Origin of the sequence: Thiemannella venezuelensis, from assembly GCF_014203605.1 — a bacterium.
Lineage (GTDB): Bacteria > Actinomycetota > Actinomycetes > Streptosporangiales > Streptosporangiaceae > Planomonospora_A > Planomonospora_A venezuelensis.
The window spans coordinates 116,507-137,411 of record NZ_JACHJJ010000021.1; the positions used below are offsets into that span (position 1 = coordinate 116,507).

Annotated in this window: 20 protein-coding genes; 11 read left to right on the forward strand and 9 right to left on the reverse strand. The window is 71.9% G+C overall.

Annotated elements, in window-relative coordinates; all coding sequences use genetic code 11:
• The first annotated feature begins 2 nt into the window (after positions 1-2).
• Positions 3-1,010, forward strand: coding sequence for an Acg family FMN-binding oxidoreductase (locus tag FHS22_RS26820; protein ID WP_184946024.1), 1,008 nt, complete (start codon positions 3-5; stop codon positions 1,008-1,010).
• A gap of 21 nt (positions 1,011-1,031) precedes the next feature.
• Here FHS22_RS26820 and FHS22_RS26825 read toward each other — a convergent pair whose 3' ends face one another.
• Entirely contained in the window at positions 1,032-1,580 is a 549-nt protein-coding gene (locus FHS22_RS26825) for a hypothetical protein (RefSeq protein WP_184946026.1), read from the reverse strand.
• A gap of 13 nt (positions 1,581-1,593) precedes the next feature.
• The gene (locus FHS22_RS26830; RefSeq protein ID WP_184946028.1) at positions 1,594-2,268 is read right to left on the reverse strand and encodes an endonuclease V; all 675 of its coding nucleotides are present in this window, start codon (positions 2,266-2,268) and stop codon (positions 1,594-1,596) included.
• 77 nt (positions 2,269-2,345) lie between these two features.
• Here FHS22_RS26830 and FHS22_RS26835 point away from each other — a divergent pair, with 77 nt between their 5' ends.
• The 3 genes from FHS22_RS26835 (at position 2,346) to FHS22_RS26845 (ending at position 6,352) form a co-directional block, all read left to right on the forward strand.
• The gene (locus tag FHS22_RS26835) at positions 2,346-3,113 is read left to right on the forward strand and encodes an MOSC domain-containing protein (RefSeq protein ID WP_184946030.1); all 768 of its coding nucleotides are present in this window, start codon (positions 2,346-2,348) and stop codon (positions 3,111-3,113) included.
• A gap of 326 nt (positions 3,114-3,439) precedes the next feature.
• Positions 3,440-5,584 carry an RNA polymerase recycling motor ATPase HelR gene (gene helR, locus FHS22_RS26840; protein WP_184946032.1) on the forward strand — a complete coding sequence of 715 codons (2,145 nt, stop codon included), beginning with the start codon at positions 3,440-3,442 and terminating at the stop codon, positions 5,582-5,584.
• 189 nt (positions 5,585-5,773) lie between these two features.
• Positions 5,774-6,352, forward strand: a complete 579-nt coding sequence (locus FHS22_RS26845; protein ID WP_184946034.1) for a dihydrofolate reductase family protein — start codon at positions 5,774-5,776, stop codon at positions 6,350-6,352.
• Positions 6,353-6,374: 22 nt separating this feature from the next.
• Here the strand turns inward: FHS22_RS26845 and FHS22_RS26850 are convergent, their stop codons facing one another.
• Positions 6,375-6,824 (reverse strand): hypothetical protein, encoded by a 450-nt coding sequence (locus FHS22_RS26850; protein WP_184946035.1) that lies wholly within the window; start codon positions 6,822-6,824, stop codon positions 6,375-6,377.
• 115 nt (positions 6,825-6,939) lie between these two features.
• Positions 6,940-7,365, reverse strand: a complete 426-nt coding sequence (locus FHS22_RS39650; protein ID WP_377297078.1) for an SCP2 sterol-binding domain-containing protein — start codon at positions 7,363-7,365, stop codon at positions 6,940-6,942.
• Between FHS22_RS39650 and FHS22_RS26860 the strand changes: the two genes are divergently transcribed.
• Together FHS22_RS26860 and FHS22_RS26865 are read left to right on the forward strand one after the other, a co-directional pair.
• Positions 7,256-8,032: an MFS transporter gene (locus tag FHS22_RS26860; protein WP_184946039.1), complete on the forward strand. Its 777-nt coding sequence runs from the start codon at positions 7,256-7,258 to the stop codon at positions 8,030-8,032. The two genes, FHS22_RS39650 and FHS22_RS26860, sit on opposite strands and share 110 nt — an antisense overlap.
• Positions 8,029-8,991, forward strand: coding sequence for a hypothetical protein (locus FHS22_RS26865; RefSeq protein WP_184946041.1), 963 nt, complete (start codon positions 8,029-8,031; stop codon positions 8,989-8,991). The genes FHS22_RS26860 and FHS22_RS26865 overlap by 4 nt, the downstream gene beginning before the upstream one ends.
• A gap of 114 nt (positions 8,992-9,105) precedes the next feature.
• Here the strand turns inward: FHS22_RS26865 and FHS22_RS26870 are convergent, their stop codons facing one another.
• Positions 9,106-9,933, reverse strand: coding sequence for a hypothetical protein (locus tag FHS22_RS26870; protein WP_184946043.1), 828 nt, complete (start codon positions 9,931-9,933; stop codon positions 9,106-9,108).
• Positions 9,934-10,256: 323 nt separating this feature from the next.
• Between FHS22_RS26870 and FHS22_RS26875 the strand changes: the two genes are divergently transcribed.
• From FHS22_RS26875 to FHS22_RS26885, 3 genes are all read left to right on the forward strand, one after another.
• A complete protein-coding gene (locus tag FHS22_RS26875; protein ID WP_221474150.1) occupies positions 10,257-10,556 on the forward strand; it encodes an MTH1187 family thiamine-binding protein in 300 nt (99 codons plus the stop codon).
• A gap of 207 nt (positions 10,557-10,763) precedes the next feature.
• Positions 10,764-11,348 carry an NADPH-dependent FMN reductase gene (locus tag FHS22_RS26880; protein WP_184946045.1) on the forward strand — a complete coding sequence of 195 codons (585 nt, stop codon included), beginning with the start codon at positions 10,764-10,766 and terminating at the stop codon, positions 11,346-11,348.
• A gap of 159 nt (positions 11,349-11,507) precedes the next feature.
• Positions 11,508-12,626 (forward strand): MBL fold metallo-hydrolase, encoded by a 1,119-nt coding sequence (locus tag FHS22_RS26885; protein WP_184946047.1) that lies wholly within the window; start codon positions 11,508-11,510, stop codon positions 12,624-12,626.
• Between the two features lie 198 nt (positions 12,627-12,824).
• On the opposite strand, the gene FHS22_RS26890 is transcribed toward FHS22_RS26885, so the two are convergent.
• The 3 genes from FHS22_RS26890 to FHS22_RS26900 form a co-directional block, all read right to left on the reverse strand.
• On the reverse strand, positions 12,825-13,526 hold the full coding sequence (locus tag FHS22_RS26890; protein ID WP_338047967.1) for a peptidylprolyl isomerase: 702 nt from the start codon (positions 13,524-13,526) through the stop codon (positions 12,825-12,827).
• 232 nt (positions 13,527-13,758) lie between these two features.
• Positions 13,759-14,676, reverse strand: coding sequence for a hypothetical protein (locus FHS22_RS26895; RefSeq protein ID WP_184946050.1), 918 nt, complete (start codon positions 14,674-14,676; stop codon positions 13,759-13,761).
• Entirely contained in the window at positions 14,673-15,392 is a 720-nt protein-coding gene (locus FHS22_RS26900) for a hypothetical protein (protein WP_184946051.1), read from the reverse strand. Before FHS22_RS26900 ends, FHS22_RS26895 begins: the two co-directional genes overlap by 4 nt.
• A 274-nt stretch (positions 15,393-15,666) precedes the next feature.
• Between FHS22_RS26900 and FHS22_RS26905 the strand changes: the two genes are divergently transcribed.
• Together FHS22_RS26905 and FHS22_RS26910 are read left to right on the forward strand one after the other, a co-directional pair.
• Positions 15,667-17,343, forward strand: coding sequence for an ATP-binding protein (locus FHS22_RS26905; RefSeq protein ID WP_184946053.1), 1,677 nt, complete (start codon positions 15,667-15,669; stop codon positions 17,341-17,343).
• A 269-nt stretch (positions 17,344-17,612) separates the two neighbouring features.
• Complete coding sequence (locus tag FHS22_RS26910; protein WP_184946055.1) at positions 17,613-17,867, forward strand: hypothetical protein; 255 nt, start codon at positions 17,613-17,615, stop codon at positions 17,865-17,867.
• A 94-nt stretch (positions 17,868-17,961) separates the two neighbouring features.
• On the opposite strand, the gene rph is transcribed toward FHS22_RS26910, so the two are convergent.
• Entirely contained in the window at positions 17,962-20,568 is a 2,607-nt protein-coding gene (rph, locus tag FHS22_RS26915) for a rifamycin-inactivating phosphotransferase (protein ID WP_260408311.1), read from the reverse strand.
• Between the last annotated feature and the right edge of the window lie 337 nt (positions 20,569-20,905).

A 20,905-nucleotide genomic window follows, 5' to 3' on the forward strand; every position in this document is an offset into this window, starting at 1 on the left:
CCATGAAGAGCAAGGGATTCGGAACACGTACCGGCGAGGAGACCGGCTTCGCGCTCCGCGCGGCGGTGGAGGCCGCCGTGCGGGCGCCGTCGGTGCACAACACCCAGCCGTGGACCTTCACCGTGGAGGACGGTGAGATCGCCCTGCGCGCCGACTCCGGCAGGAAACTCGCGGTCGCCGACCCCGCGGGCCGGGAGCTCCTGATCAGCTGCGGCGCGGCCCTGTTCACCGTACGGCTCACGCTGCGCGGGCTCGGCTACGAGCCGCTGACCCGGGTGCTGCCCGACCCCGACCGCCCGTCCCTGGTGGCGACGGTCCGGCTGGAGGAGAGGGCCGAGCCCGACGGGCACACCCGGATGATGCGCGCCGAGATCGGGCGCCGCCGCACCCACCGGGCGGGATTCACCGAGCTGCCCGTGCCGGACCGGCTCGTCGAGGCGCTCTGCCTCCAGGCGGACGCGGAGGGGGCGAAGCTGACACCGGTCCGGTCGCCGGCGGCCGTCCGGGTGATCGCGGCGCTCACCGGGGCCGCCCAGGACGTGCAATCCCGGGACCGCGCGTTCACCCTGGAGGGGATCCGCTGGGCGCTCCCGCCGGGCAGCCCGCGCACCGACGGCGTCCCCGCGGAGGGCTATCCCCGCGACCCCGCGCGCACCAGCCCGCACTTCGCCCAGCGAGACTACGCCCGCGGCCGCCCGTGGGGCAACGGCAACGACCAGTCCGTGTCCACCTCCACCGGGGTGGTGACGCTGCTGACCACGCGGGGCGACTCCCGCGAGGACTGGGTCGCGGCGGGCCAGGCGGTGCAGCGTGTCCTGCTGCACGCCTCCGCCCACGGGGTCGACGCGGCGTTCCACACCCAGGCGCTGGAGATGTTCCACCTGCGGGAGTTCCTGCGCCAGGAACTCTGCTCGGGCGAGTATCCGCAGATGGTCATGAGGCTGGGCTTCTCCTTCGACGAGGGCGTGAGCGTCCGGCGCCCGGTCGCCGAGGTGCTCCGGGAGCGCTGAGCCGTCCTCTCCCGGGACCGCTCACCGGGGGACGTGCTCCCAGGAGGGGTCGCGGTAGAGCACCACGGAGGTGCCGCGGAGCAGCTCGTCCGGGGCGGAGACCATGACCAGCTCACCCGCGGCCTCCAGGCCGCGCAGGATGTCGCGGACACGGGGCCCGACGGGCAGCCGGCCGACCGGCAGGCCGAGCGCGTCACGCACGGCGTCGGCGACCTCGGAGAGCCGGAACGGCCCGGTCAGCGGGTCGATCACCGCGCGGACGGCCTCGACTCCGATCACCGTCTCGGCCTCGGCGTGGGCCAGCTGCCACTGCAGCTGCGTCCTGCGCCGGCCGGTCCCCGCGCAGGACGTGCAGTCCTGGCTGTAGCCGGGCAGTATGTCCTCGGTCCTGGAACCCAGGCACGTGGTGCACTGGCCGGTCTCCATGGCGTGCAGCTCGGCCGCCGGCCGATCCCGCAGCCGCGTCCCGCACAGGCAGAGGTAGACCCGGAAACCGCCGCGGACCAGGACGAGGTCGTCGGCGTCATCGGGGATCTCCTCCCAGAGGGCGGTGATCGTGTGTTCTCTCATGACCCGTGTGACTCTACCGAGTGGTCCGGGTGGGTTCGCCGAGCGCGGCGCGCGAGAGGCGGTCGGCGACGCGGGTGGTCTCCGGCAGCCGGTAGGCGGGGGCCAGGGCGAGCACGTTGCGGCAGGCCGTCTCCAGGTCCGTGCGGTGGCCGACGGAGACGAAGACCGGTTTGACGCCGTCGCGGGTGCGCAGGACCCGGCCGACGACCTCGCCGTCCAGGGTCAGCTCCGTCCAGGAGCCCCGTTCCGGCGCCGGGTCGCGGTGGGTTCCGACGAACGCGGTCTTGCCCACGCCGATCGAGGGCAGGCCGGTGAGCACGCCCAGGTGGCAGGCCAGACCGAAACGGCGCGGGTGGGCCAGGCCGTACCCGTCGCAGACGACCAGCTCCGGGGTGACGGTCAGCCGCTCCAGGGCCTCCAGCAGGGCCGGGAGCTCGCGGAAGGCGAGCAGCCCCGGGACGTACTCGAACGCCGTCCGGCCGGTGACGGTCACCTCCTCGACGACCTCCAGCGTGGTCCCGTCGAGCACGGCCACCGCCGCCGCGAGCCGGTCGCCGTCGTAGGCCACGTCCACCCCAGCGACGGTGGCGGGCCGGAGCGGGCCGGGACCGGTCAGGTCCAGCAGCGGCCGGAGCCCGTCCTGGATCGCCTCGGCCTCGGCGGCGGTGCGGGGCATGCGTACCTTCATGCGTCAATGATCGCGGCTGCGGGCTCCGGAACGGCCGGACCCTGACGGCTGGAACGGCGGATCGCTATTTTTGGGCCATGACGACATACCAGGGGAGTGTCCGGCAGGTGCTGCGGTGGCCGGTGAAGTCGCTGCGTGGAGAGGAGGTGGAGCAGGCGCGCCTCGACGGGCGGGGCATGGCCGGGGACCGGGCCTACGCGCTGATCGACGAACGGGAGAACCACGGGGGCAAGCGCCTGACCGTACGGCAGCGCGCCGAGATGCTGCACTGGCGCAGCGGCTACGACGGCGGCTACGACGATGCGAGCACGCCGACGCTGACCGCGCCGGACGGGACCGCCTGGAAGTGGGACGACCCCGGGCTCGCCGCCGCGCTGGCGGAGTCGCTGGGCGTCCCGCTGCGCCTGCACGCCGCCGACGGCCAGCAGGACCGGGGACCGACCGTGCTGGTCACCACCGAGGCCTCCCGGGCCGCGCTGGAGGAGGAACTGGGCGGCCCGGTGGACCTGCGCAGGTTCCGGCCCAACCTGCACCTCGACCTCGACGCCCCGGCCTTCGCCGAGGAGGGGTGGGCGGCCGGCACCGTGCTCTCGGCGGGAGAGGTGGAGCTGGCGGTGACCGGCGAGGAGGCCGGGCCGTGCATCAGGTGCGCCGTGCCCAGCTGGGACCCCGACGGCCGGGAGCGCTGGCCCGCACTGCAGAAGTGGCTCATCCAGGAGCACGAGAACAAGTTCGGGGTGATCATGCGGGTCACCCGGCCCGGCACCGTGCGCCGGGATGACCCGGTGGCGGCCGCCGGCGCGGCCCCGTACGAAGAAGGCCCCGTATCAAGAGGGCCCGTATGAAGGGGGGAGGACTCGCGCTCCGCGTCCGCCCGCCCGCGGGAGATCGGCCCGGGCGGGCCCTACCGGTGAAGGGAACCGCGTCGATGGCGGACACCGTCGATGGCGGACACCGTCCGTGGCGGGCGAGGCAAGGAGAGGAGGGCATCCACTCCTCTCCACTCTCAACGTATAGCGCACCGGGGGGCTTGCGGCAAGACCCGGGTCATGCCGCAGAATCGTCGGCCGAGGCCAGAACCTGCGGATACGGGGGTCGCGCAGTGCGTGTGCCGTCGTCGACGCATGGGCGGCGCGGGGAAAGCGGCCTCGTCCACCTCAGATCGGAGCCGATGACTTTGACCACCAGCGCGTTCGACCTTCCCGGCCACCTCGCCCCCAAGGCCGACCCGGCGCTGATCGCCGGCGACGAGCGGCACTTCGCGGCCATCGCGGAGTGCCTCGAGCAGTCGATCGCCGAGCTGTCCGGCCGCCTCGACGCCGAGCGCCGGGCGCCCGGCGGCCAGGGCCGGGCGGCGCTGGACCGGGACCTGGAGATCCACCGGCTGAGCGCCCGCCTGCGCGCGCTGCGCCGCTTCGGCCTGGACCTGTGCCTGGGGCGCATCGTCGGCGCGGACGATCCCGAGCCCGTCTACATCGGACGGCTCGGCCTCACCGACGGCGCGGGCCGCCGGCTGCTGCTCGACTGGCGCTCCCCCGCGGCCGAGCCGTTCTTCGGAGCGACCCACGCCGACCCGATGGGCCTGGCGAGCCGCCGCAGGTACCGCTGGACCCGCGGCCGGATCAGCGACTACTGGGAGGAGGTGTTCACCTCGGACGGGTTCGAAGGGCACGCCGCGCTCGACGACCAGTCCGCCTTCATCGCCAGCCTGGGCGGCAACCGGTCGGGCCGGATGCGGGACGTGCTCGGCACCATCCAGGCCGACCAGGACGCCATCATCCGCGCGGGATCCCGCGGGGCGCTCGTCGTCGACGGCGGCCCGGGCACGGGTAAGACGGTCGTCGCCCTGCACCGGTCCGCCTACCTCCTCTACTCCGACCCCCGTCTCGGCCACCACCGGGGCGGTGTGCTGTTCGTCGGCCCGCACCAGCCCTACCTGGCCTACGTCTCCGACGTCCTGCCCAGCCTCGGGGAGGAGGGTGTGCAGACCTGCACCCTGCGGGACCTCGTTGCCGAGGGCGCCGAGGCGGCGGTCGAGACCGACCCGGACGTGGCCCTCCTGAAGTCGTCCGCGGACCTGGTGAAGGCGATCGAGCCGGCCGTCAGGTTCTACGAGAACCCGCCCGCCAAGGGGATGACGGTCACGACCCACTGGTCCGACGTCTGGCTGAGCGCCGAGGACTGGGCCGAGGCGTTCGCGGCGCCGGAACCCGGCACCCCGCACAACGAGGCACGCGAGCAGATCTGGGAGGAACTGGTCACGATCCTGAAGGACAAGCACGACGAGGAGGTCTCGCCCGACCTGCTGCGCAGGTCACTGCTGCAGGACAGGGAGCTGACCACGGCCTTCAACCGCGCGTGGCCGCTGATCGAAGCGGCCGACCTCGTGGGAGACCTGTGGACGGTCCCCGCCTACCTGCGGTTGTGCGCGCCCTGGCTCAGCTCCGACGACGTCGGGAAGCTGCAGCGCAAGGACGCCCAGGCCTGGACGGTGTCCGACCTGCCGCTCCTGGACGCGGCACGGCAGCGGCTCGGCGACCCGGAGGCCGCACGGCGCAGGCGGCGCAACGAGTCCGCCATCGCCGCCCAGCGCGAGCGCATGGCGCGGGTCGTCGACGACCTGATCGAGGCCGACGACTCCGAGATGCTCGTGATGTCGATGCTCCGCGGTGAGGACATGCGCAGCACCCTGGTCGACGAGGCCGGGCTGTCCGCCGCCGACCCGGACCTGCTCGCCGGCCCGTTCGCGCACATCGTCGTGGACGAGGCCCAGGAACTGACCGACGCGCAGTGGCAGATGCTGCTGCTGCGCTGCCCGTCCCGGAGCTTCACCATCGTCGGGGACCGCGCCCAGGCCAGGCACGGGTTCACCGAGTCCTGGCAGGAGCGGCTCAAGCGGATCGGGCTCGACCGGATCGACCTGGCCGCCCTGAGCATCAACTACCGGACGCCGGAGGAGGTCATGGCGGAGGCCGAGCCGGTCATCCGGGCCGCGCTCCCGGACGCCAACGTGCCGGTCTCCATCCGCAGCAGCGGCGTCCCCGTCGTCCACGGATCCGTTTCGGAGCTGGGCTCGGTCCTCGACGCCTGGCTCGCCGAGCACGCCGACGGGATCGCCTGCGTCATCGGCGATCCCACGTTCCGGGCGACGTCCCGCGTCCGGTCGCTGACCCCGGAGCTGGCCAAGGGCCTCGAATTCGACCTGGTCGTCCTCGTCGATCCGGAGGCGTTCGGCGAGGGCGTCGAAGGAGCGGTCGACCGCTACGTCGCGATGACCCGGGCGACCCAGCGGCTCGTCGTCCTCACGAGCACCTGACGCCGGCTGGGACCGGGCCCGGCGTGCGGGGGAGGCGGTAGGAGTCGCCGGTCTCGATGGCGCCGCCGCCGAAGGCGATGTACTCCGGCGGCGCCGGAGCGGTCCGGTGGCGCGGTGACGGGTTTCGGTGGTGTGCTGTCTCCATGCGGGCAAGGGCCGCCAGGAGCCCCCGGAGACCGAGGAGATGTGATGAGCACCGTGGTGATGCACAACGTCGTCTCCGTGGACGGCTTCATCGCCGACGCGGACGATCAGGTCGGACCGCTGTTCGAGTGGTACTCCAACGGGGACCACGAGCTGGCCGAAGGCAGCGGGCTGAAGGTCTCGCGGGTCTCGGCCGAATACGTCCGTCCGATGTGGGCGCGCATCGGGTCGATGGTGATCGGGCGCCATCTGTTCGACATCACCAACGGCTGGGAGGGGTCGCCGCCGGCGGGCGAGCACGTGGTCGTGGTGTCGCACCGGCCCAAGCCCGACGGGTGGCACCCCGAGGCGTCGTACCACTTCGTCGGCGACGTGGCGCAGGCGATCGCGAAGGCCAGGGAGCTCGCGGGGGAGCGGGTCGTCGCCGTGGCGGCGGGTGACGTCGGCGGGCAGGCGTTCGCCCTCGGCCTGGTGGACGAGGTGGCGATGGACGTGGTGCCGGTGGTCTTCGGCTCGGGCAAGCGGTACTTCGGATCGGTCGATGCCCGGCACCTGCTCGAAGACCCGCACACGGTGATCCAGGGCGACAGGGTGCTGCACCTGCTCTACCGGGTCCGCCGCTAGCGGGCGGGCAGGACCCCGGCCCTCACCGGGTCGTGATGACGCGGAGATGACGCCTGCCCAGCAGCCGGGCCAGCACCGGCGCGGCCTCCGCCTGCAGGGCCGTGTACTGGCGCGGGCTGCACTCGGCGCGCGCCCGTTCCAGGGCGTTCTCCAGCTCGGCGGCCATCGCCGAAGGGGCGAGGGCGCCCCGCTCGCGCAGCCGCCGCAGGACCTCGGCCTCCTGAGCCTTCTGCTGCAGGTAGGCCCGGCGGTCGATGGAGATGCCGTAGAGGATCTCGACGCGCAGCAGCGCGAGCTCCTCCTTGCGGGAGATGGCGGTCTCCGCGCAGGCGGCGGGCTCGCCGGGCATGGGAACCACGGACAGGCGCACCGGCTGCGGCCTCGGCTCCGGGACCCGGGTGTGCCGGGCCGCGGGAGAGGAGGGCCGGTGACGGGGCGCGGGCCGTACGAGCGAGAGCAGATGCCGGATCATCGCCAACCACCTTCCCGGACCCGATATGGGCCCTTTTGATGTGCAGGACGCCCGCGGGGCGGGTGGGGTTGTCACGGGCGCTCCTCTCCGGCCGCCGCGGACGGGCGCGGTGCCCCTACGGCGTCCGCTCTCCGGCGGCCGGAGAGGAGCGCCCGCCGGAGGCGTCTCCGCTGCGGGGCAGGACGCGCCGGACGGCCTCCCACGACCCGGTGATCTGGATGCCGTGCTCTTCCGCTTCGGTGAGGTCGAGGTTGCCGCTGAACAGGGTGAGGACGCGCGGCGGCGGACCGGTGATGGTCGCGTCGGCGTTCGGATCGGAAGCCAGGCGGAGCGAGATCCGTCCACCGGCGACGTCGAGCACCACGGTCTGGTCTCCGGCGCGGACCTGGATCGAGGACGGGGGCCGGGTTCGGCCTGGTCCAGGGCCACGCGTGGAACTGGGACGGGCGAGTGATCGGCTGCTTCGCCGGACCGCCGTGCTCACGGCCGGGTTCGCCGCGCGCGCCCGGCGGCACCGCGCCCCGGTCCTGGAACCGGCCATCGTGCGGGTCCCGGCGTTCGCCCTGGCCGGTTTGTCGGCCGCCCTGTTCCACGTCGCGTTCTCGGCGATGCTGCTCGCCAACGTGCTGTTCCTCACCGGGACCTGGCACTACTCGATCGTGCAGGCGGGGATGGCCCTGACCCCCGGACCCATCGCGGCTGTGGCGGTCGCGCCGTTCGCCGGAAGACTCGCGCAGCGCATCGGCCCGGGACTCGTCGGCGGTGCGGGGGCCCTGCTGTTCGGGACCGGATCGGGGATGTTCGTCGCGCTCGTCGGGCTGGAGCCCGCCTATTGGTCCCGCTTCTTCCCGGCCATGCTCGTCGGCGGCGGCGGAGTGGGCCTCGCACTGCCCGCGTTCACGATCGCTGCGACCGCCACCCTGGCGCCGCAGAAGCTGGCCACGGGGATCGGCGCGCAGACCATGTTCCGCCAGATCGGTTCGGCCCTCGGGGTCGCCGCCTTCGTCGCCGTCCTCGGTACGCCCACCGCGGCCACTGCGATGAGCGCCCACGACGACACCCGCTGGTTCATGATCGCTTCGTCGGCCGCCGCGGCGCTCGCCCTCGTGCTGATCCGCCCCCGGCGGCCCGCCCCCCGCCCCCACCAGGAAGCGCCCGAAGCGGCGAACGGCCGACAGGCCACCTCTTCGAACGGAGAAGGCAGATGAACCTGGAGATCGCGGCCCTCTCCCAGGTGGCGACCTGGCCCGGAGCCGACCGCCGCACCAGGATCGTGCTGGCGAACCAGTTCATGAGCGCCGGACTCGACAGGGAGGGGTTCGAGTTCTTCTCGGCCCTCTCGGCCCGGACGCCGGGTGACGGGCTCCTCCTGGCGCTCACCGGTGCCTTCCAGTCCCGCCTGGAGGGCGGGACCGAGGAGGCGATCGCCAGACTCGACGCCGGGACCTCACTCGATCTCGGGCTGCCCCACTACTTCCGCGGGACCTCGCTGGCGGGCCTGCCCGAGTGCGCAGGCCGCGCGGAGACGGTGGTCGCGGACCTGGAGGCGGAAGGATCCGCGGAAGGCCTGTTCGAGGCCATGCAGACGGTCATGGACCTTCGGCCGCGGCAGCTCGTCCACGGGCACACCGCACTGACCGAGAACTACACGATCGAGGCCTTCCCCGGACTGCTCGCGGCACTGCGCGACCTGGAACGATTCGTCGCGGCCGGGATCGCGGACGGACTGACCCTCGTCGAGATCCTGCAGCTCAACCACCTGCCGGACGTCCTCAGGGAGCATCCTGCCGCGGTCATGCCCTACCTGGTCACCCGCGACAACTTCATCCAGCGCCCGCACCGCCAGCGGACCGGATACTGGCACCGGCGGGGCGAGGGCATCGAGCACTTCGCGCCTGCGGAACTGGCGGCGGCGCTGGACCTTCTCGGCGGCGGAAACGCTGCGGCCTTCAGTACGGCGGGTCTCGAGCTGGCGAGGCGGGGCGAGCAGGCACTGGCGCTGCATCTCGTCGACCTGGGACTGCTCAGCCACGCCGGCGCTCCCGGACTCGTCAGCCTGAGGCGACGGCTGCTGGACTCGCTGGTCGCGCAGAACCAGACGCTCAACCCGTTCAAGTTCATGCACTACGCCGCGCTCGCCGACCTCGAACTGGCTCCGGCCGGCTGAACCTCGCCGCCCGGTTCCGGCGACACCTCGCCGTCTGCGGACGGGCAACCCCGTCACCGGCGTGTGAACACCCGGCCGCGGGGGCGTCGGACGGGACGCCCCCGCGGCCCGGGGTCAGGCACTGATGGCGCCGATGCGGCCTATCCAGTTCTGGCAGTAGACGCAGGCGCCGCGGTCCTGCCAGCCGGGGCTGGTCTGCTTGCCGCCCCACCTGCCCCCGGGGTGCCATACCCGGGCGTGGAAGACGAGCGTGTCCCTGGGGATCTGCTCGATCGAGGCGACGTTCACGCCGGGGCTGTTCAGCCAGCGCTTGAGAGCGTCCACCTCGGCGCACGCCTCCGGCGGCCACTTCTCCGACTGGGTGATGCCGCGGACCAGCTGCCTGATGAGGTCGGAGGTCGGGTGCTGGTGCATGTCCTGGCCGCTGTAGCCCTCGAACGTCACGCCAGGGGAGCCGATCACGGCCAGACCGCAGACCACCCGGCCTACCGGGTTGTCGCCCGGCCGGTTGCTGAGCAGGCCGCCGCTGTGGCGGCCGCAGATGTTCATGGCGGTGCGTCTGGCCGCCTCCTTGGCATCGCTGACCCTCTTCAGCGCGGCCGCTTCCTCCTGACGCTTGCGCTCGGTCGTGTCTTTCGCGGTCTGGTCCGCGACGTAGGCGTCCCAGGCGCCGTGGTCGGAGCCGTCGGCCAGCCACTTCTGGAAGCCGGTGACCGCGTCGGCGGGGGTCAGCCGATCCGTGGCGATCCCGTTCTCGCAGCTGTTCAGCTTGTTCCGCAGGGCGCTCATCGCGTCCCGGTCGAAGCCTGACTTCGGGGTGTAGTTGTCGTCGAGAGCGGCGACTTGGACCTTCCGCCGGCGGAACCACTTCATGACCGTGTCACGGTCGGTTGCGGTGGGGGCGTCAGTGAAGAACTGGTAGGGCTCCATCGACATCGACATCGGCGTCGACCTTCCGTCGGACCGTTCCAGTGACGGCTGTGTCAGCAAAACGTACGTCGCCGATGGTCGAGAGCAAACAGTCTCCCGGTAAGAGATGCCCGCAACGGGACCTAATGCGGGCCCGTAGGGCCGGGATGACCGGTGGTACGGCAACCGGGTCCGCCGGCGAGGTCACGATCGCCTGGGGGCGCTCCGGGGCCGGTCGGAGCCCGCCGGAAGGCGGCCCGGCCTTCCCCGGCCCTGCGGCGGATAGGAGTATCTCCCGGAGACGCCCCGGCCGTACCGTAGGGGCCGGCCGAGAAGACCCCAGAGAGGGAAGAGACATGTCGGTGCTCGTAGCGTTCAGCGTGACCCCGATCGGTGCGGGGGAGGATGTCGGCGAGTTCGTCGCCGAGGCCGTGCGGGTGGTCCGTGCCTCCGGCCTGCCGAACCGCACCGACGCCATGTTCACCATGATCGAGGGAGAGGACTGGAACCAGGTCATGGACGTGATCAAGGGCGCGGTCGCGGCGGTCGAGGCCCGATGCGGACGGGTCAGTCTCGTCCTCAAGGCTGACATCAGGGAAGGCGGGGGCGGCCGGCTGGACGCCAAGGTCGCCACTGTGGAGCGCTACCTGATGTGATGTCCGTCGGTGCTTCCCGGCCGAGGACCCCGCGGCGGCCGCGCGCCGGGACGGGGTCTGCCGCCGGCGGCGGTGACGGGAGTCCGAGGCCCTGGAAGATCATCCTGGAACGGCGACCTTAAGTGTGCATATCGCTACTCAGGGTAGCAAGTGCGGTAAGCCCTCCGGACTGTCACAACGACGATCTTCACGGAGACGGAGCACGACATGGGCAAGATCGGAATCGTTCTGGGCAGCACCCGGCCCGGTCGCATCGGGCAGGCGGTGGCCGAGTGGGTGTACGGCTTCGCCGCCAAGCGCACCGATGCCGACTTCGAGCCGGTCGACATCGCCGACTACGGCCTGCCGCTGCTGGATGAGCCGGTGCCGCCGTCGATGGGCCAGTACAGCAAGGAGCACACCCAGCGCTGGGCGGCCAAGATCGCCGAGTTCGACGGGTACGTCTTCGTCACGCCCGAGTACAACCACGGTCCGTCCGGGGCGCTGAAGAACGCCATGGACTTCCTGTACGCCGAGTGGAACAACAAGGCGGCCGGCTTTGTCGGCTACGGCAGCGCCGGGGGCACCCGCGCGGTCGAGCAGCTGCGCCTGGTCGCCGCCGAGCTGCAGATGGCGACCGTGCGCAGCCAGGTGTCGCTGTCGCTGTTCACCGACTTCGAGAACTTCTCGATCTTCAAACCGGCCGCCCACCACGAGCAGCCCCTGGCCACGATGCTGGATCAGCTGGTGGCCTGGAGCCAGGCGATGAAGTCGGTGCGGGGCCGGCACCACATGGAGACGTACCGCTCCTAGCCCGCAACCACGCCGCCCGCCTCGGCACGGTGGCCGTGCCGAGCATGGAGGGCGGGACGACGGCCGCCCGCTCGTGAGGGAGCCCACTCCCACCACCGGGAACACCCGGGCCCGATGATCAGTTGGACGGAGGGGACCGAGACGGAGGGAGCGGGCCGGATGGCGGACAGAGGATCGGCGGGGCGGCTGGTCGCGGGCGGGCTGGCGCTGGCCGCCGCAGGGTGGGCGCTGCGGAACGTCCCGGCGGAGCTGGGCGGCCGGGCCGCGGGGGAGCGGCTGGAGCGCATGCTGCGCTCGCCGCAGTTCCGCGACGGCGTCTTCCACAACGGCGTGTCCGGTTCGTACACGCCGCCGGTGGGCAGCCTCCCGGAGCTGATCCGGGACATGCTCCTCAACCGCGACGGGCGCAAGCCCTCCGGGCCGGTCCCGCTGGTGGCCGCCCCGGCCGTACCGCCGTCCGAGACCGGCCTGAGCGCCGTCTGGTACGGCCACGCCACCACGCTGGTGGAGATCGAGGGACGGCGCGTGCTGTTCGACCCGGTCTGGAGCCACCGCGTCTCACCCGTCCCCTTCGCGGGTCCCCGGCGCATCCACCCCCTTCCGGCGCCCCTGGCGGACCTCCCCGCGCTCGACGCCGTCGTGATCTCGCACGACCACTACGACCACCTCGACCGGGCGACGGTCCGCGCGCTCACCGCGGCGCAGAGCGCGCCCTTCCTGGTCCCGCTCGGCATCGGCGCCCATCTGGAGCGCTGGAACGTGCCCGCCGAACGGATCATCGAGCTCGACTGGGAGGAGGAGGCGACCGTCGCGGGACTGCGCTTCGTCGCCACCGCGGCCCGCCACTTCTCCGGCCGCGCCTTCAGGCGCAACGGCACCCTGTGGGGCTCGTGGGTGGTCGCCGGTGCCGGCAAGCGCGTGTTCTACGCGGGCGACTCCGGATACTTCGACGGCTACGCCCGCATCGGCGCCGCCCACGGCCCCTTCGACCTCACCCTCATGCCGATCGGCGCCTACAGCCCGAGCTGGCCCGACATCCACATGGATCCCGAGGAGGCGGTCACCGCCCACCTCGACCTGGGCGGCGAACTGCTGCTGCCGGTGCACTGGGCGACCTTCACCCTCGCCCTGCACCCCTGGGCCGAACCCGTCGACCGGCTCCGGCACGAGGCCAAGGCCCACGACGTCCGGCTCGCCGTCCCGCGCCCGGGCGACCGGATCGACGCCGCCGACCCGCCCCTGCTCGACCCGTGGTGGGAACTGCTCAAGGGCGCCTGACCGAGCGGCCGCGCCGGTCACCGCAGGCGGGCGCGGCGCCGCGGGCGGGGCCTGCCCCGAAGCGCATGGGAACCGGCGACGCCAGCCGGGGTCCGTAGGATTGCGGCATGGCCCTCGACCTGTCCGCAGGAATCCCGGTCACCTACCGCGACCCCGACGGGAACGAGATCGGGTTCGGCGGCGCTCCGCTGTGACCGGCTAGCGGCGGACCCGGGCGTCGTCGATGTCGACCGGGAGCACGGGTCTGCCGTCCACCGGTGGGGTCGGGCCCTCGGGAGCGGGCTGGATGCCGCCGGCGGCGATGCGGTCCAGGGCGGCGAGACCGGCGGCGTCGACCGTCCCGAAGACCGTGTAGTTGGGCAGCAGCCCGGAGTCGCCGTAGACCAGGAAGAACTGGCTGCCGTTGGTGTCCGGTCCGGCGTTGGCCATGGCGAGCACCCCGCGCGCGTACGTCTTCCGCGCTCCGGTGGAGTCGCCCGGCCACGGCGGCAGGTCGGTGGGCAGCTCGTCCTTGTACCGGTAGCCGGGCCCGCCTTCGCCGGTGAAACTCGGGTCGCCGCACTGCAGCACCTTCAGCCGGTCGTAGGCGGTCAGCCGGTGGCATGAGGTGGCGTCGTAGAACCTGTGCCGGACGAGGTGAACGAAGCTCTGCACCGTGCAGGGAGCCTTGGCCGGGTCGAGGGTCAGCCCGATGTCACCGTGGTCGGTCTCGAGGACCGCGGAGACCCGCCGGGTGGGAGTGCGGCGCGGATCCGGCGGCAGCGGCACCTTGCGCACGGCCGGCTCGTCCGGCGTCTCGGTGTAGCGGCACGGGCCCTTGGTGGTCCTCGGCGGCCTGTCTCCGGCCGGGGCCGCCGATGCGGGTACGGCTCCGGCCGCGACCAGCGAACCCGCTGCCACCGCGGACGCCGCGGCGCGTCCCGCACGTCGTAACAACACTCTGTCAGGCATATGGTGCTCCCTCGGGGATGATCGACGGGCTCCCTGTGATCTAACCGATCTGACAGGAGGCGTCAAGGGTGTGGTCCAGGAGTGCGGACCGTACGGCCCGGGGCGCTGCATGACCGTTCCGCATGGAGAACGAACCTCCGGGCTCTCCGTCTCCTGCCGCGGGAGGCCCGGCGGACGCGGCTCAGCAGGTGGGGGCGGCGGGAGCCGGGCGGCCGGCGCGCAGGAACTCCAGCCGCAGCTTCGGGCTGCGCGGGAGGAGGACCGCCACGCCGTCGGTGAAGTTCCACGTCTCCGGCAGGAAGACGTACTGGTCGGCGGACTGCACGATGAGCTTCAGCCCGTCGTAGCGGAACCGGTAGGCGGCCTTGCCGTCGCGGCAGGGGGTCTCGCGGACGCCGGGAATCGCCAGGCTGAGGCTGCTCTCGCTGTAGAGGACGGCGCTGGGCTGCTGGTCCAGGCGGGCCGCCAGCCGGTGCGCCCTCGTTCTTCCGGCGGCGGCGGCGTAGTCGCCCACGGCCCAGAACAGGCTGATGGCGACCAGCAGGAACACGATCGCCCACTCGGTGACCGCGGCCACGCCGGGCCTGCCGGCGGCCGGGTCGGAGCGCAGCCGCCTGGCGTAGGCCAGCAGGAGGACCCCCAGCGCCAGGCACAGCGGCGGGACCGCCAGGTAACGCTCCAGCACGGTGGCGGTGAAGATGCTGGCGATCCCGGCCAGCATGAGGACGAGGCCGACCAGCAGCATCGCGGGAACGGCGTACCGCAGCAGGCGGGGGCCGGTGCCGTCGGTGATGCGGGCGCGCAGCGCGGCATGCGCCCACAGGGCGGCCAGCCCGGCGAGAGCGGCCACCGTGAGGGGGACGAACAGCACGTTCTGGCTGCTCACCAGGTAGTCGGTGGCGGAGAAGCCGAGCACCGTGGCGTTGACCCCGAACTCGTGGAAGAGCCAGTGGGTGTGGTTCCAGCCGAAGAAGTACAGCAGGGCCGTCAGCAGGCTCGTCGGCGCGACGACGGCGCCCAGGAGCCGGGCCAGGGTGCCCAGCCCTGCCGTCTGCGGAGTGTGCGGGGCCTGCGGTTCGTCGCGGCCCGGTTCGGTCATGACGAGGTGGCCGTCGGCTGGGGCTCCCCGTAGTCCGGATCCTCGGTGGCGGGGTCCTCGGTGGCGGGGTCCTCAGTGCCCGGTTCCCCGGTGTCCGGGCTTTCCGGTTCTCCGGTGTCCGGCTCGGGCTCGGGCTCGGGCTCGGTCGGAGTCGACTCGCCGCCGGTCTCGCCGCCGGCGGAACAGCCCGCTCCGGATACCAGGACGGTGAGGGTCGCTCCTCGTTCCATCTGTGTGCCCGCCTCCGGATCGAAGCCCTGGAACGTGCACGACGGATCCTGGTCGTCGGCGTGCACCTCGACATCGAGATCCAGGCAGACGGTGCCGTCGTCGCAGTTCTGCCGGACCTCTTCGGCGACGATTCCATGGATCTCGTCAGCGCTGTCGAAGCTTGCTCCCGGTTCCGGGATGTCGGGCACGTCGACCGGCGAGATCGGCACCTGCCCGCCCTGGGATTCTCCGCCGTTCCGGCCGTTCTGATCGCCTTGGCCGTCTTGGCCGTTCCGGTCACCCTGGCCATCTTGGTCGCCTTGGCCGTTCCGGTCACCCTGCCCCTCTTGACCGTCCTGGCCGTTCTGGCCGTTCTGGCTGCTCGGAATGCTGGGAAAGCCCTCCCCGGCTCCACCGCCGCCGCACGCCACCGCCGGAAAGCAGAGCAGGAATGCGAGGGACAGCGCTGCCGGACGCCGTAGGCGTGACATGCCCCGCACCTCCATCGATAGGGATTTTTGCGTTTAGCAACCAATCTGTCACTATTGGTAATAAAATATGTGCCCGAAGCTTCGTGTCCGTAACCGGATTTCCGGTCGTCCGCATCGACGGTGGACGGCCGTGAGGCCGTGCGGGTCCATGCTCCGCCGGAGGCCGTGATCACGGTCGGCGGCGACCCGGATCCGGGTAAAGGTGGTCGGCTCCCCTTCCCGTACGGGGTAGGACAACCGGTGTCGACAGCCGGCTGCGGGTGTCGGGCCGACGGGGGCGAGGGACGGCATGCCGAACGGGGAGCGGGAAGAGTCGCTGGTGGTGTTGCTGGAGGACATCACCGCGATCTTCGATACCACTGAGGATCCGCGGTCGGCGGCCCAGGCGATGCTGTACGCGGTGCGTAAGATGACCGGCTGGCCGCTGGGCCATCTGTGGGTGCCCGACGGCCCCCAGGGCGCGTTCGTCTCCACCGGTATCTGGGCGGGGCCCGTCGAGCACTTCCCGCACCTGCGCGAGGCGGTGGCGGGGGCGCGACTGCCGGTGGGGGCGGGGGCTGTCGGCCAGGCGGTCGCCACGGGACGGCCGCTGTGGTCACGCGACCTCACCGGCGACCCCCTGTTCGCGCATGTTCATCATGACGCGGCGGCGGAGGCCAGGGCGGTGCTGACGGTGCCGGTGATGACCGGCGACGGTGCAGTCGCCGTACTGGAGTTCTTCTGCCCGGAGGCGCTCTCACCGGACGAGCCGCTTCTGCGGATCCTGGCCAGTCTGAGCCGCCAGATGGGCCGGGTGGCCGAGCGCTGGCTCGCCCGCCAGGAGACGCAGACCGTCAGACGCCAGCTGGAGCAGGTGATCGAAACGTCGGTGGAGGCCTTCGTCTCCACCGACGCAGACGAGCGCATCATCGGCTGGAACGCCGCCGCCGAGCGCATGTTCGGGCTGTCGCGTCAGCAGGCTCTCGGTAAGATCATGAGCCGGACGATCGTGCCGGTCCGCTACCAGGCCCTCTACCGGGAGGAGCGGGAACGCTTCCTGGCCACCGGCCGGTCATCGACGCTGGGACGGCGGCTGCAGGTGGCCGCGGTCCGCGCCGACGGCAGCGAGTTCCCGGTCGAGACGGTCATCTGGACCACCCGCGAAGCCGGGAGCTGGACCTTCAACGCCTTCCTGCACGACATCACCGACCGCCGCCGCGCCGAGCAGGCCCTGCGCCAGGCCTACACCCAGGAACAGGCCACCGTGGCGAGGCTGGAAGAACTGGACCACGCCAAGAGCACGTTCATCGACACCATCGGCCACGAGCTGAGCACCCCTCTGGCGGGGATCCTCGGCTACCTGGAGATCCTCACCACCAGCGATGACGACGCGCTGCCGGCCGACCGGCGCATGCGGATGATGCGAGCCGTGATCGGCAACGCCATGCGACTGCAGAAACTGATCGAGGACGTCCTCGCGGTCAACGCCACCGCCGGCAGACCCCGGAAGATCACTCCCAGGCCGACGACGGTGCAGGAGGTCCTCACCGAGGCGTTGCGCACGGCAGAGGCCGAAACCCGCTCCGGCGAGCATCCCGTCCGGGTGAGCGTCGAGACCGGCCTGCCTGCTCTGCACGCCGACCGCGAGCTGCTGGTGCGCGCGGTGAACGCGTTGCTGTCCAACGCGGCCAAGTTCTCCGTGACCAGTACCCCGATCACCGTGCACGCCTCACCCGCCGGCGACGCGGTGGCGATCGCCGTCAGCGACTCGGGGATGGGGATCGGCGCCGACGAACTGCCGCACGTCTTCGGCCGCTTCTACCGCACCGCCGCCGCCCGCCAGGCGGCGATCCAGGGCATAGGGCTGGGGCTGGCCATCGCCAAAGACATCGTCGAGGCCCATGGCGGCACCCTCACCGCCAGCAGCCTCCCGGGAGAGGGCTCGACCTTCACTCTCACCCTGCCCTGCTCGCGATCCGACCCTTGAAACCGTCGTGGGAGGCCCGGCGTCTCCGGAACCCGGCTGCGCGGAACGCGCCCGGCCCCGGTCCGGACGGCACCCGGCCCTGCCGCGGTCCGTGCGCCGCCGCCGAAAGGCGTTCCGAGAATCCACGCTTACGGCCCCTGACGCGGCGAGCGGTGGCAGGAACGGCGTCCCCCGGCCGAGCGGCTCCTCCGGGCTGACGCGACACGGTCCCGACCGGCCGCTTCGGGGCGTCCCGTGCGGTTCGCCGGAAACTACGCGACGATGACCCGGTGAGCGGAACTACCAGAGCGCGTTACCGGGTCATCTTGCTCGACGAGAACGCGAAGAAGATCAGCACGTTCCCCTTCCACGAGCTGCCCGCTCCGGGGCTGCAGTTCGAGGTGGGGGACGGCCGCTGGCGTGTGGTGGACGTGACACTGCATATCAGCCGGAACGAAGACGAGGTGCCCTACCTCGTCGAGTGCGAAGTCGTCCGGTCCGCCCGCCGGGGCTCCGGGACGGAACGCTGGGAGAAGATCACCTAAGGCGTGTTCCGCGAGAGGGCGGAACTCGGAGGGCCAGGGGCGGAAGCCGGGAGCGGTTCCCCCGCTCCGTACGGAGCGGGGGAACCGGAGCCGTTCACGTGAGGATCTGGACGTATCCGTCGGTTCCGTCAACGCGGATCCGCTGCCCGTCCCGGATCAGCCGGGTGGCCTGCTCCACACCCACGACGGCCGGCAGGCCGTACTCCCGCGCGATCACCGCCCCGTGTGTCATGAGGCCGCCCACCTCCGTCACCAGGCCGGCGGCGGTGACGAACAGGGGGGTCCAGCTGGGGTCGGTGTAGGCGGTGACCAGGATGTCGCCCGCCTCGAGGTCGGCTTGCGCCATGTCCATGACGACACGGGCGCGGCCCTCGACGGTGCCGGCCGAGACCGCGAGGCCGGCCAGCGCGCCGGGCGGGAAGTCGTCACGCCGGTACCGGCCGGTGACGGCCTCGCCGTCCGAGGTGAGGACCCGGGGCGGGGTGAGCGCCTCGTACGACCGGAACGCCTCCCGCCTTTCCCGGATGAGTCCGGCGTCCACCTCGCCGGTGCGCACGGCTTCCTGCACCTCCTGGAACCGGAGGAAGAAGACGTCCTCCTTCTCGCGCAGGGCGCCGGACCGGACGAGGCGGTCGGCTTCCCGCAGCAACGCCTGCTTGTAGACGAAGTAGCGGCTGACCATGCCGTACTTGGGGTACTCCCGGTATCCGGCGAAGGTGCGGGCGCGGTCGATCATCCGCTTGGTCTCCTCGGCCTTCTGCTCTCCGCGGGGCAGCGCGCGCAATCGTGTCAGCAGTTCCTGCTCTTTCCGCCGCGACTCCTGCCGCCCTTGTTCGAAGTGCCGCTTTCCGGCGCCCGACTCGAAGTTCTTGACGTTGCCGAGGACGGCGGGTACGAGCGTGGCGGGTTGCTCGCTCCAGCGGATTCTGGTGATGTCGATCTCGCCCGCGCAGCGCATGCCGTACTGGTCGAGGAAGCCCCGGATGGCGTCACACGCTTCCTGCCCGCCGTCCAGTCCGGCCAGCTCGTTCAGGAAGCCGTCGCCCTGCCGGCCTTCGTCCGCGACGCGGTGCAGGTACGCCACGACGTCCGCGTGCGGCCGGATGGTGTCCGCGACGTCGAGGAGCGCCAGCCCCATCTCCGACGTGACGTTGCGGGGGACGGACTGCATGAGCGCGCCGGCCGCGTTCTTCTCACCCAGCCACGCCTCGAGGCGGTCGTTGAGCCACCAGGCCGCCTCCATCCCCGCCATGATCACCTGGAAGCTCTGCGGATCGAACAGGAGGCGCCTCATCTCTGCGATGTCGGCCAGGATGAAGTCGAACAGCGCCGGCCCGGACAGGCCCTGGATCTCGCGCTGCAGGGTGGCGACGGACGCCTGATTGCGTCGGATCAGCCGGGTGACGACGGCCGGATCGGTCTCGATCGGGGCGGGCGGGTCACCGGCGGGCGCCGCGCCGGGACCTTCGCCGGGAAACGGCCGGACGAAGTCGCCGCGGTCCAGGACGCTCTGGAGCGCGTCCGCGATCAGCGGGTCGGACTTCCCCAGGTTCTCGAAGAGGTCCGCGCGGCCCGCGGGCGTCGCCAGGGCGGGAGCCACGTCGACGAACAACCGCCCGCCCGCCTCGTGCATCGGCCGCGGGGTCGTCAGCTGCCACAGGGAGAGTCCCAGCGGCTTGATCGCGTCGGTCATCATCTGCTGGTGGCCGACGGAGACGTAGACGTGGTTCTCCTGGTCGTCGGCCGCGGGGATCGGGAACAGGGTGGTGATCGGCCGGCTCTGGACGATGTGGAAGTCGTCGCCGGCCAGGCACCACTCGATGTCCTGGGGCCGGCCGAAGTGCGCTTCGATCCGCCGTCCCAGTCGCACCAGGCGCACGACCTGGGCGTCCGTCAGGGCCGGCTGCGTCTGCCGCCGCGGCTCGACCGGTGCGTCCTGGGTCCCGCCTCCCGGCGACGCCCGGACGAGCCGCGGCTTGACGGCGACCGCCGTGGCGACGACCCGGTCGTCGCGCACCGTGTAGACGTCCCCGGAGACCAGACCGGAGACGAGCGCCTCGCCGAGTCCCCAGCCGGCTTCCACGGTGGCGACCTTCCGGTTCGAGGTCACGGGGTCCGCGGTGAAGAGGACCCCGGCCGCGTCCGGGAAGACCATCTGCTGGACGACCACGGCCATCCGTACCTTCCGGTGGTCGAAGCCGTTGCGGCACCGGTAGGCCACCGCCCGCTCGGTGAACAGCGAGGCCCAGCACCGCCGGACGTGCCGGAGGACCGCCGCCGGGCCCACGATGTTCAGGTACGAGTCCTGCTGGCCGGCGAAGGACGCGGTCGGCAGGTCCTCGGCCGTCGCGCTGGAACGCACCGCGTAGGAGGCGCGCTCCCCGAGCCGGGCGAGCGACCCGCCGATCGCCGCCGCAAGGTCGTCGGGGATCGCGGCGCCCTCGACGACGCGTCGGATGTCGGCGCTCAGGGTGCGGATCGCCGCCCGGTCGTCCGGTTCCACGCGCGACAGCAGGTCGAGCCGAGCGCCGATCGACGGCGCCTCGGCCACGACCCGCCGGAAGGCGTCCGTCGTGACGCAGAAGCCGCCCGGTACGCGGATGCCGTCGATTCGCGAGAGCTCGCCCAGGTGCGCCCCCTTCCCGCCCACATCTGCGACGTTCGTCGAGTCGATCTGCTCGAAACCCAGCACGTAACCCAATTCCGTTGCTCCATCGTTCATCGGGCCGGTTGGCAACGGGCAGTATGAATGATTTTCTGACGCCTCATGAGGTGTGCGAATCTGATATAAAGTGAAAATGGCGGGGAGTGGCGCGTGCTGTGCAGCGCGGGCCGTGTGGACACACGTGATCCTGTCACTCCCTCCGATGCCGTGACCGCGTCGTCCCGGCCGTGCCGCTGCAGGCCGGAGGCCCCTGGCCGAAGGGCGGCCCCTTTCCGTCTCCGGACGACTCTACGCCTGGTCCGCGAAACGCCCGCTCGGCTGGTCCGCGACGGCGGGTGCGGGAGCGGCCGGCCCGTTTCTGCGATTCGGGCCT

What these genes read in the sequence shown, in the direction of transcription:
- FHS22_RS26885 (WP_184946047.1), top strand. Translation starts at nt 11,508, where the DNA reads ATGGCGGACAGAGGATCGGCGGGGCGGCTGGTCGCGGGCGGGCTGGCG.
- FHS22_RS26905 (WP_184946053.1), top strand. Translation starts at nt 15,667, where the DNA reads ATGCCGAACGGGGAGCGGGAAGAGTCGCTGGTGGTGTTGCTGGAGGAC.
- FHS22_RS26870 (WP_184946043.1), bottom strand. Translation starts at nt 9,933, where the DNA reads ATGTCGATGTCGATGGAGCCCTACCAGTTCTTCACTGACGCCCCCACC.
- FHS22_RS39650 (WP_377297078.1), bottom strand. Translation starts at nt 7,365, where the DNA reads ATGGCCGGTTCCAGGACCGGGGCGCGGTGCCGCCGGGCGCGCGCGGCG.
- helR (WP_184946032.1), top strand. Translation starts at nt 3,440, where the DNA reads ATGACTTTGACCACCAGCGCGTTCGACCTTCCCGGCCACCTCGCCCCC.
- FHS22_RS26845 (WP_184946034.1), top strand. Translation starts at nt 5,774, where the DNA reads ATGAGCACCGTGGTGATGCACAACGTCGTCTCCGTGGACGGCTTCATC.
- FHS22_RS26830 (WP_184946028.1), bottom strand. Translation starts at nt 2,268, where the DNA reads ATGAAGGTACGCATGCCCCGCACCGCCGCCGAGGCCGAGGCGATCCAG.
- FHS22_RS26865 (WP_184946041.1), top strand. Translation starts at nt 8,029, where the DNA reads ATGAACCTGGAGATCGCGGCCCTCTCCCAGGTGGCGACCTGGCCCGGA.
- FHS22_RS26895 (WP_184946050.1), bottom strand. Translation starts at nt 14,676, where the DNA reads ATGACCGAACCGGGCCGCGACGAACCGCAGGCCCCGCACACTCCGCAG.
- FHS22_RS26835 (WP_184946030.1), top strand. Translation starts at nt 2,346, where the DNA reads ATGACGACATACCAGGGGAGTGTCCGGCAGGTGCTGCGGTGGCCGGTG.
- FHS22_RS26820 (WP_184946024.1), top strand. Translation starts at nt 3, where the DNA reads ATGAAGAGCAAGGGATTCGGAACACGTACCGGCGAGGAGACCGGCTTC.
- FHS22_RS26825 (WP_184946026.1), bottom strand. Translation starts at nt 1,580, where the DNA reads ATGAGAGAACACACGATCACCGCCCTCTGGGAGGAGATCCCCGATGAC.
- FHS22_RS26880 (WP_184946045.1), top strand. Translation starts at nt 10,764, where the DNA reads ATGGGCAAGATCGGAATCGTTCTGGGCAGCACCCGGCCCGGTCGCATC.
- FHS22_RS26875 (WP_221474150.1), top strand. Translation starts at nt 10,257, where the DNA reads ATGTCGGTGCTCGTAGCGTTCAGCGTGACCCCGATCGGTGCGGGGGAG.
- FHS22_RS26850 (WP_184946035.1), bottom strand. Translation starts at nt 6,824, where the DNA reads ATGATCCGGCATCTGCTCTCGCTCGTACGGCCCGCGCCCCGTCACCGG.
- FHS22_RS26900 (WP_184946051.1), bottom strand. Translation starts at nt 15,392, where the DNA reads ATGGAGGTGCGGGGCATGTCACGCCTACGGCGTCCGGCAGCGCTGTCC.